At 45.8% G+C, this 10,616-nt stretch carries 2 protein-coding genes; both read right to left on the bottom strand.

Going from position 1 to position 10,616, the window contains the following annotated elements:
- Positions 1-55: 55 nt before the first annotated feature.
- The gene (locus tag QZZ22_RS12650; protein WP_292465459.1) at positions 56-5,020 is read right to left on the bottom strand and encodes a PGF-pre-PGF domain-containing protein; all 4,965 of its coding nucleotides are present in this window, start codon (positions 5,018-5,020) and stop codon (positions 56-58) included.
- A gap of 339 nt (positions 5,021-5,359) precedes the next feature.
- Positions 5,360-10,549 carry a cobaltochelatase subunit CobN gene (cobN, locus tag QZZ22_RS12645; protein WP_292465457.1) on the bottom strand — a complete coding sequence of 1,730 codons (5,190 nt, stop codon included), beginning with the start codon at positions 10,547-10,549 and terminating at the stop codon, positions 5,360-5,362.
- Positions 10,550-10,616 lie beyond the last annotated feature (67 nt).

The following is a 10,616-nucleotide window of genomic DNA, read 5'->3' as shown; positions in this document are numbered from 1 at the left end:
CAAACTAAGTAATACTGTCCTGCAGTGAACCTGCGAGAAAAAGTTAAAAAAAGAGTTACTGCTTCCTAAGGAGGAAGCAGGCAAAGATAACTATTATCAATGTGACAGTAACAGAAATAGCGGGCAATGTTTTCTCGGCTTGAGCTCCATTTGCTTTTGGGTCACTGGAATCATCCAAGGCACCTACTCTGTTCTCTGGAGAGTCTGTTGAGAACAGCGCCTCAGATGTGCTATGTAGTATTGATTCATTTTCGAAGCTTTCACCTGTGATCGCAAATGGAGAAAATCCCGGCGTTGCTGCCCTGAAGTATAGGAAATCTGCGTCCGAACCTGTCTGTTCAGTGGGCAGTTTGCTCCACGTACCGTCACTGTACCTGTTAAGAATAATAGAGGCCGGATCTATGTTATTACTGCTTATCCAACTATTATCAACTCTGAATACAATCCCTGGATCAATAATGTTTGCCTCGGTGGCATATCCGCTTTTCCCCAGCCATATATTTACGTGCCTGTACACGGTTCCCTCAGGTGACGAAACGGCAAAGATAGAGCGATCCTTTAACATCTCTATGGTTGCAGTTATGGTTCCCGAGTTCTTCAGGGAGGTATATTCTATATACTGTATGTCGCTGCCAGGGTTTTTGAAGTCAAACCTGACTGCATCCTTGCCAACAAAGACTGAACTTACGTCTTTCAATAATATATTCTCTGTCTTTTCTCCGGTGGAACCACCTCCCCCACCGCCTCCACCACCACTTGTCGCTGGGGGTGGGGACTGTACAGCATTAACGGTGATTGCCTGTGTCGTGCTTTTCCCGCTTTCAGTATGGGCGATGGCTACCATTGTGTTGGTTGTTGCAAGAACAGTTCCGTTTGCAGGAGTCACAACAATTCCTTTTGAGCTGAAGTCCGTAAAAATTACATCTTCTGTAACCGAATTTGACCTGGTAAGAGTTATTATTATGTCATGCAGATTGAGAGCTTCACCTTCAGTGTAGACTAATTTTGTGGGAGCTGCTTTTACTGTTATGCCTGTCACTGTTACAGGTACAGCGTTCACAGTGATCACCTGTGTTGTATTTTTCTCGCTTTCACTATGGGTGATAGTAACCGTTGTATTGGATGTTGTGAGAACAGTTCCACTTGCAGGAGCCACAACAATTCCCTTCGAATTGAAGTTTGCAAACGCTACATCTTCTGTGCTTGAGTTTGATTTTAGCAGGGTTATTACCATGCCCTGTAAATTGAGAGTTTCACCTTCAGTGTAAGTGACTTTTGTAGGAGCTGTTTTTACTACTATTCCTGTCACTGTTACAGGTACAGCATTTACAGTAATTACCTGTGTTGTGCTTTTCCCACTTTCAGTATGGGTGATGGTGACCAATTTATTGATTGTTGCAAGAACAGTTCCGTTTGCAGGAGTCACAACAATTCCTTTCGAACTGAAGTTTGCAAATGCTACCTCTTCTGTGCTTGAATTTGATTTGGTGAGGGTTATTACCAAACCCTGTAGATTGAGAGTTTCATCTTCTGTGTAGGTTAGCTTAGTGGGCGCTGTCTTTACTGAAATATTAGTTACTACCACTGGTACTTCAGTAACCATAACATTGAGAGTGCCTAGTATGCCCGAACCATCAGTAGCTGTCGCTCTGACAGTTACTGTCCCAACTCCTGTTGCTGTTAACAGTCCAGTTTGACTGATTGTGGCCGTTCCTGCTCCATTTATCACTGACCATGAGATGTCCTTATTGGCTGCATTTGCAGGAGACACTGTTGCATACATCTGCAGTGTTTTCCCCTTCTCTACTGCCATAGCATTCCCTGCTCCGTTTATGGTGATCGATGTAACCTTTATTGGTGCAGTATTAACAGTGATTAGCTGTGTCGTGCTTTTCCCGCTTTCAGTATGGGTGATAGTAACCAGTGTGTTGGTTGTTGCAAGGACAGTTCCATTTACAGGAATTACAATAATTCCTTTTGAGCTGAAGTCCGTAAAAATTACATCTTCTGTAGCCGAATTTGACCTGGTAAGAGTTATTACCATACCCTGCAAATTGAGATTATCTCCTTCAGTGTATATCACTTTTGCAGGTGTGGACTTGACCGAAACTCCTGTTACTGTTACAGCATTAACGGTGATTGCCTGTGTTGTGCTTTTCCCACTTTCAGTATGGGAGATATTAATCAGTGTGCTGGTTGTTGCAAGGACAGTTCCGTTTGCAGGATTAACAGTTATTCCTTTTGAGCTGAAATTTGCAAACGCTACCTCTTCTGTGCTTGAATCTGATTTGAGCAGAGTTATAACCATGCCTTGAACATCTAGTTTCTCACCTTCAGTGTAAGTGACTTTTGTAGGAGCGGTTTCCACCTTTATTTCTGTCACTGTTACAGGTAAAGCATTCACAGTGATTGCCTGTGTAGTGCTTTTCCCACTTTCAGTATGGGTGATGGTAACCAATGTGTTGGTTGTTGCAAGGACAGTCCCGTTTGCAGGATTCACCGTTATTCCTTTTGAGCTGAAGTTAGTAAAAATTACATCTTCTGTGCTTGAATCTGATTTGAGCAGAGTTATAATCAGGCCTTGAACATTTAGTTCCTCACCTTCAATGTAAGTGATCTTTGTAGGAGCTGCTTTTACTGTTATGCCTGTCACTGTCACAGGTGCAGCGTTCACATTGAATTTCCATCTATATGAGAACGGCTGTCCTTTTGCTGTAAAGGCCGTCACCGACACATTATATTCCCCGCTTTGGTATGGGGCGGAAGTATCATGCTGTATTCTGTATCCGTCATTTATGGCCGAATTCGTGTAAGATACAGATGCACCATTAATCTTCATGTTTATAGAGCTTAAGTTCACTCCTCCCGGATGCACAACATCAGTTGCTATTATGGCCATACTTTCCGATGTATAGGAGTCATGTGCCGGGAACAAGTTATTATCACAGGTGAAAGAAAGGACCAGTGCAAAGGGTTGTGGTCCCTGTGGTATGTTTTCCCCGGTCACTGTAAATTGATAACTGCCGGATGAAGTACTTTCTATCTCTACTGCTTCGATGTTATTGATCGATTCAGATGCCCCGTTTCCGTAGTATGTGTTCCCAGAGCCTGTCACCGTGAGGTCAAGGTCGTTAACAAGTGCCTTCCCGGAAGCGGGAGAACCCGGATAGTCGGTCCACACAAGTGTTGCTCTGAGTGGCTCTCCATCTTTGATATAACCGTAGTCTGCGCTCCACGCTTGTGAAGTAACCAGGCCTTCACTCATGTCATGGTATGCGGTTACCTTGGGATACTCAGGGAAAAGTGAATTCTCAACGTCAACACGGCCCCAGCCCTGTGAATGATCAGGCCTGCCCACAATCTCCTGGTAATTTCCTGTCCCGTATTGTCCGGGGGTCATATCATGGGCACCGTTGATCAGGGTGGCTTTGATAAGTGCGGCACTCGGGCTTGGCAAATCTTCTATTTCGGTATAATACTGCCTCGCAAGTGCTGCTGCTCCCGCAACGAGTGGAGTGGCCATGCTGGTACCGCTCGAATATGCATATTCAGGATAACCAGGCATGCTATATAGGGCAGTAGCGAGACTGGATTTCGTAGATGCTATATATGTGCCAGGAGCAACAATATCTGGTTTTATCCTGACATCGTCTGTTGGTCCTCGGCTACTGAAGGCAGCCATTCCTTCAATATTGTTGGCCCTGATGTCATTATTTATGGGAAAGCCATAATTGCTCCCCCAAGTTGTTGAGCTTAATGAAGATCTATTGTTCTCCGAAGAACCCACGGTAATACAGTTCTTTGATGTTCCAGGAGGGGTGATGGAATTGGAATCCACTATACCATTCTTATCGATATCCTCTCCATAGTTGCCTGCTGCGAAAAGAATAAGCATGTCAGGATTATTCCACATGAATGTGTCAACCTGCCACGAGTTAAGACTATAGTTCCCGCTGTCATGGGTGTAACCCCAACTATTAGTATGGATTCTTGCGCCTTGATTGTATGCCTGCTGGAAAAGTAAATTCAGGTCCGCCGGGATGCCCGTTAGCTCTCCCCCGGCTGTACCTGCAGCCTGGAACACAAGCAATGCCTCATGAGCCATACCTTTATACTGTCCACCAGAGTTTGCCCCATTCCCGAGCACAGACCCTGTCACATGTGTGCCATGTCCATGCTGGTCACCAGCCCCATCGCCGACAAGGTCGAAAATGCCCCGAATCCTTCCCCTGATGTCTTCATGAATGAACTCATCATCGACGCCTGTATCCAGTCCCGTATCGCACACTGCAACTATTTGCCCTGTACCGTTCAGCCTGTAATTCTCGTGGACATGGTTCACGTTGATTATACCGGCGGCAACGTCATTGAAAACGACCGGTACTGCATATTCTTCGATCCAGCAGATGCCTTCGATGGCTGCAAGATCGTTGATCCTGTCCCTTGTGATTCTTACCCTCAGGATGCGAGGGGAACTTTCCACAATGTCCGCATCCATGGAAATGATCTTTTCCAGTATATTCCGGCTTTCGCTCTCGTCAAAAAGAAGTACAATAAGGTCTGCAGCATCATAGGATGATGGGGACATTGACAAGGTTGCGACCTTTCCTGTATTGACCTGGTGTTTGTATGGTGCCCTGTATTCCCCTGTCCATTTCACAAAATCAAGGGAATCGACCTGTTCTTTCTGTGCAGGATCCATTCTCACGACAAAAGCATTATTTGGGACGTAATAGAACAGGGCAGCCCCGGTCACGGCAAGTTCGTTCTTCCATTCTTCAAGCACTGGTCCATCAAACTGCACAATATAGTAACTTCCAAGGTTATCGTCAGTCTCTGTCGTGTCAACAGAGTAAGAAGCAATGGATGCAGCAGGAGCCTCCTCAATTTCCTTCTCACCGGCAACAGAAACAATATCTGTATGTATCGGGCCTGCTTTGAGAAGAATCATGTTTGCATTATCGTTTTCAGATGTGTCATTTTCATCGCCCCCGGCGATTGGAATGATGAGTAGGAGCACTATTAGGCTCCACAGGAATAGTACATTTTTGTGCATTGCCAGACTTCCGGTTTTTAGTCGACATTACAGGACTTGTCCGTAACTCTTTACATATCTGAATTTAAACGTATATAAAATTAGATATGTATCTTAAATCAGCTATAGTAATACTAATATTTAATTCGTAGAATTGTTTCAGATGGGTCCTACTAAGAATAACCAATAATAGGCGTAAGTAAAAAAGACAAATAACACAGCCAAGCTAAAGGCTATGCATCAAATGATAAATCTGAAGTAAGTCTTCAATCTCTCGAAAATAAGAACATGTCAGGCTCTGCTGACATGTTTCCTTTGTGTATTTTACATTTTCCTCCTCTTCCAGAATCCCACATACACTGCCCCGACTCCGGCAAGCACAAGCACTGAAGCTATTATGTCAGAGCCTGAGAATGAGGGGCCGCTGTTATCCGGCTGTGCGACACTTTCCCTTGTCATCTCGTAGCCTTCAACGTAGTTGTCCTTTACAGGAGACTTCATCGATACATCCTTATCAAAATCAGTACCTGCTCCTGCTTCACTCATGGAAGTCTGGTTGCCTGAGCCAGTTTCTACTATGTTGAGCTCTTTTCCGATACTGCTTGAGCTGGAAGATGAGCTGGATGGTCTCTCTGTTGTAGTCGTAGGTGTCGTTTCAGTCGTAGCTTCCTGCATGATCTTCTTGTACATGTCAAGTTCATTTTGGCTAATTTGTCCGGTTTCAACAAGCGCCTGTGCAATTCCGTCTACAAATGCCTGGTTAAGTAAATTGCCACAAGTATGGTGGCAACATGTGGCGCCACTATCAATGACTGCCCTAACTTGCTCGGCCACAAGGCTTTTTAAAACTTCATCTGAAGCGTTCCAGTTTCCCTTCCTGGCAGTTTCGGTCATCCGAGCTACCATGGCCTGATAAGCATGGGGATTGTTCTCCTTCAGCCAGTCGCTGAGCTCGCCATTGGCAAAGTAGTTCTCATACACTCTGTTCCATACATCATCACTGATGAGATCCGGGTTAAGGGCTTCCCAACCCCAGAGATTCTCAAGGAATTCTTCCATTTGTCTGGCACCCTCAAACCCATGCTGCTGCATTCCGTTAATCCATGTGGGGTTGAAGTACCTTGCATAAATTTCGTTTGCAAGATAGGTTTGGAGTGTTTCCACTTTCAGGTCTCCCATATTCTGCAGGTTCACGACATAAGCATCTGGTGCGGTGCCAGATAGATATTCAATAGCATTGTAGAGTCCTCCCAGATACTGGTAGAAATCATCTGTATCGAGTGAACCATATGTGTTGGAACTTCTGCTATGGAATATGGCCTGTGTCCCGTTCAGGTTATTCTCAAAGACAACCTTATTATCTATATCGATCGTCAGGCCTGTCTGTTGCCTGATGTACTCGGATATGCTCTGTCCCCAGATGTTCTGGCCGTAGACATAGCTCATCCTGTTGATATACAGTTGTGCCAATGCATCGTTATCTTCCCATGTGTCGCTGGCAGATACTGCATTTGCCATGCCGGTTCCATAGTTCCCGTCGGCAGGGCCGAATATCCTGAACAGTGAGACATTCAATGAGAGGTTCTCGTCCTGTATAGTCTCGTTCAGAACCTCCTGTAATGTATCTGTGTTCAAGGCCACATAGTTATCATATACATCGGTCTCTCGATTCTCATAGGCAAGCCTTACAGCCTTGTCTATCAGTTGCACCTTCATCGGGAAAGTGTCCCGGTACAGGCCGGATATCTGTACGATTACATCAATACGAGGTCTTCCAAGATCGGCGGAATCTATAATCTTGACATCCTCTACCTTGCCGTTATTGTCGTTCCAGACCGGCTCCACACCGAGTAGATAAAGAATCTGTGACTCCATTATACCCTGGTGGCGTGTGGATTCTCCTGCCCAGAGTATATATCCCACTTTTGTAGGATACTCGCCGTGCTCAGCATAATATTCTGCAAGCCATTGGTCAACAAGTGCCTTTCCTTCCAGCCACGCCTGCTTTGTGGGAATGAGCTGTTCGTCAAAAGCGTAGAAGTTGCTGCCCGAAGGAAGTGTCTCGGAGCGGAGCACAGGGTCGCCGCCCAGGTTTGGCCTGATGAACTCGCCGTTCATGGCTTTCAGGACCTGCTGGATCTCATTTTCAGTTTCTGAGAGCAGTTCTGTGTAATTGATCGCAGTGTTCAGGTAGGCTTCGATATCTGTGGAAGTAGTGTCCAGTACCTGCACCTGTGCGTCAGTAACACTCTCTCCCTCCAGGAGCACCTTTGAGAGCAGGTCGTAGTATGCCGAATCTGATTCATTATACACGGCCACCTTTTCTGCAAATCCGCTGCCCAGCATGGAGTTGACCATCCCGACAAGTGCCTCTCCTTCCGGCGCCTCTCCGAGTATGTGCAGGCCGTATGGCATGGACAGGCTCCTGAGCTCATAGAGTACATCAGTAAGCTCTTCCAGGAACAGACCAACAGTTGCTTCATCCTGGGCAAGGCTCATGTCAACATGACTGTCAAGCCCCAGTTCAAGTGTAAGGTTGACTATCTTCTGTAAATGTGCCTGCCTGAGCGATTCGTCTTCTGTAACGGATGTCTGGTATGATGTAATTTCACTGCTAAGCAGGCTGTAATTCCCATAAAGGCCTGCAGATATCACCGGAGGTATCATGTGGTCGATAATTACAGCATTTCCCCGGCGCTTTGCCTGCATGCCTTCACCCATGCCATCCATTACATAAGGATATATGACCGGTATATCGCCAACCATAAGTCCGGGCCATTCATCACTGAGCAGGCAGAAATCCTTCCCGGGCAGCCATTCTACGGTACCGTGCCTCCCCATGTTGACCATCACGTCAGCATCGAACTCATGCTGCAGCCATAGGTAAAATGCAATATATTGGTGATGCGGGGGTAATTCTGTATCGTGGTACAATGCATCGTAGTTCTCCAGCCACCCGCGTGAGGGCTGGGGAGCAAGGATTACATTCTCGCTGAGGCTGATGGTGGGGATGACTATGAACTGCTTGCCGTTGCCATCGGTGTAGACCATTATCTCTCCCGGAGCCTCTCCCCACATTTCTATGACCTCTTCCCTTCTCTTCTCGGGAAGTTCATTAAACCACACCTGGTAGGTGCTTTCGGGCAGCAGCACAACTTTTCCTGTCCTAACAAGAGCATCAAGTTCTCCCGGTGCCCATGTGCCTACGTTCCTCCCCTGGTAAACCATGAGGTCCACGAGTTCTGTCTTATTGGGTATGAGGCTGCCGTCCACATCATAACCTGCATCGGCCATTCCCTCCAGAAGATTCACGATACTCGGGGCAACCTCAAGGTATGACGCTCCGATGTTATCTTTGCCGCCTCCATGGTTGTAGTAGATGATGGCAACCTTCTTGTCAGCTTCATCCTTGATGCCAAGATTTGCCTGTGCGATGGTGCGGTCAACGAGCCACTGGGCCTGTCCTTCATGGACTAGGTACTTTTCCACAGTGCTGTTGTTCACCAGAATTGTTTCCTTTGCTCCTATCATAATGGGGTCTATCATCCCTTCAGCTTCAGGCCCGTAAATCCTCAGCATATTTGTAACAGGCAAAGGAGTGCTTGTTTCTATCCATTGGCTGGTGTTCATGTACCCGTTGAGGACGGCATTTATGACAGGGACCCCAAGGCCCTTTATATCAAAGTAATTCCCTCTGTAGTGATAGGAAACAACAGCATCGACCTTTGTCTGGCTGCTGTAGTTCAGGTATCCATCAAGAGAATGATCTGCATTTCCGTAACAGGCAATTACATTGACACCTTTTGCCTCAAACCCTTCTATGAGCTTGTCGACAGGCTCCATATCATCCGGATAGTATGACTTATAGAACGTGATCCCGACAGTCGGTGCATTTTCATCAAAGGCATGTCCGTTAGTCCTGATTGCATACCAGTTGAAATATTCCTGTGTATCGGCTGTAAAGTACTCTATGGGAGTTGCCGTCATTGCAGGATGATATATTGCGCCTTCCAGGCCGGTAGGTTCTTTTACTATAAGATCTGTGCGATCGTAGTATTCCTTTGCCAGATAGAATATGAGATTATCGAAGTTCTCGTCATCCGCAGCTCCCCCTGACCAGTATTGTGAAAGGTACTTCTTGAATACGATCAGGTCCGCAAAATCCGAAGGAACTTCATAGGTGCTTTCAGGGAGATATGTGTTGGAGCCTATGACAAGTGCCCCGTTATCAATTGCCTGCTGTATAGTTTCCTGAAGCTTTGGTGCACTCTGTGTGACCATCACGATGTAAATCATATCCATCTGGCTCAAGTCTATGTCATCCGGCAGTTTGGTAGTGATATAATAACTGGATGTAATATTGAGGCCTGTGTTGGCATTGATCCTTTCTATGGAAGCAGCAAGTTCGTTATCATATGAGGAGTAGCCGGTTACGATTGCTACCTTCAGATAAGTTGCATTATTTGAAGGGATACTGTCAGAGGACTTGACTTTCTTCATCAGTACGAGTTGAGTCCCCGGTTTAATTGCTCCATTCTTGTCAACTGTAGTTCCGGATATTGTGGTCCTGTCCAGCATGCTCAGTATCGCATCATGGTCAATACCGGTATTTTTTCTCATCTCCATAACTATGTTCTCAACAGGCTGCCCATTCTCAACTGTGATCTCCTGCACATTTGTGAGCCACATGCCGTTCATCGCAGTGCTCCATATTATTCCTGAGAGTGTGTATTCACCATCCATGATATTTTCCAAGATGAACTCTCCGTTAGCATCGCTTGTTGCAGAGAAGACAAAATGACCTTCCTCGTCGGTAAGAAGAACCTGTGTTTCAGGCTTGATGACTCCATTCTTGTCAACTGTGGCTCCGGATATCGTGGTCCTGTTCAGCATGCTTAGTATGGCAACATGGTCAATGCTGGTGTTCTTTCTCATCTCCATGACTATATCCTCGACAAGTTGTCCGTTCTTAACAGTAATCTCTTGCACATTTGTTAACCACATACCACTCATTGCTGTGCTCCATATTATTCCAGAGAGTGTGTATTCACCGTTTGTGATATTTTCCAGAATGAACTCCCCGTTCTCATCGCTGGTTGCATTGAGGATGAATCTCCCGTTCTCATCAGTAAGAATAAGTTGTGTTTCAGGCTTAATGGCTCTGTTTTTGTCAACTGTGATTCCGGATATTGTGGTTCTGTTCAGCATGCTCAGAATGGCATCATGGTCAATGCTTGTATTCTTTCTCATCTCCATGACTATATTCTCTACAGGCTGCCCGTTCTCAACCGCTATCTCTTGTGCGTTTGTGAGCCACATACCGCTCATTGCCGTGCTCCATATTATTCCAGAAAGTGTATAATTCCCATTGGGAATATCTGTTAGAATAAACTCCCCGTTCTCATTGCTTGTCGTATTGGTAACAAACTTCAATTCATCTGCCGATACAGGTGCTGCCAGCGATGCCAGCAACAACAAACTTAATAACAATACCACTATACTTTTTACTTGCATGTTATCACCCGATAGCGTGCCAGGCATTTCGGTCACTTTGCTTGCAGGCGGTACCGAAATGCTTTCA

Source organism: Methanolobus sp. (assembly GCF_016278365.1).
Lineage (GTDB): Archaea > Halobacteriota > Methanosarcinia > Methanosarcinales > Methanosarcinaceae > Methanolobus.
Note: the sequence above shows the minus strand (reverse complement) of the source record. Positions and strands in the feature narration are given on the sequence as shown.

Coding starts and splice junctions, on each gene's coding strand:
- cobN (WP_292465457.1), bottom strand. CDS start 10,549: ATGCAAGTAAAAAGTATAGTGGTATTGTTATTAAGTTTGTTGTTGCTG.